The organism is Saccharothrix hoggarensis (assembly GCF_042678885.1).
GTDB classification, from domain to species: domain Bacteria; phylum Actinomycetota; class Actinomycetes; order Mycobacteriales; family Pseudonocardiaceae; genus Actinosynnema; species Actinosynnema hoggarensis.
The window spans coordinates 1-509 of the sequence record NZ_JBHTLK010000545.1 but is presented as its reverse complement, the minus strand read 5'-3'; the positions used below and the strand labels follow the sequence as shown (position 1 = coordinate 509).

Sequence of the window (509 nt, the reverse complement as noted above, 5' to 3'; positions counted from 1 at the left end):
GGGCCGGCGCAGCCCACCGGTCGCGCGGACCGGCCTGCGCCGGGACAGCACGCCGGCGGGCAGCGCCGCCGGACCGACCACCCGACGCTCCACTTCGGACGGTAGGGACCACGCGGCCCGGCGGGCGTCGTCCTCGGGCAACCGGCCCAGCGCCAGGTCCGCCTCGACGCGTCGCCGGATCAGGTGAGCGGAGGCGCCCCGGATCGTGTTGCGCAACCGGGTGATCCGACTGGTGAACAGACCGCGCACGACCCCGCGCACGGGTCGCGCGGCACGTCCGGCGAGCAACCGCGCCCGGCCGCTCAGCAGGTACCGCAGGGCGCCCAGCTCGGCGTGCGCGTCGGAGAACCGGCGCAGCAGGAGGAAGCCGGAGGCGCGCGCGACCGCGAGCACCGCGATCCGCGGCAGGCCGAGCAGGAACGACACCGTGCCGCAGTTGACGAGGAACGTGCGCAGGCCGTGCGCCCGGTCCACGCCGCGCAGCGCGGGCCCCGGCCGGGCCGCCGCCG

The 509-nt window shown here is 78.4% G+C and carries 1 pseudogene; it reads right to left on the bottom strand.

The features are described 5' to 3' along the window. Window positions 1–509: pseudogene (locus ACFQ3T_RS37040) on the bottom strand (glycosyltransferase); the annotation flags it as partial.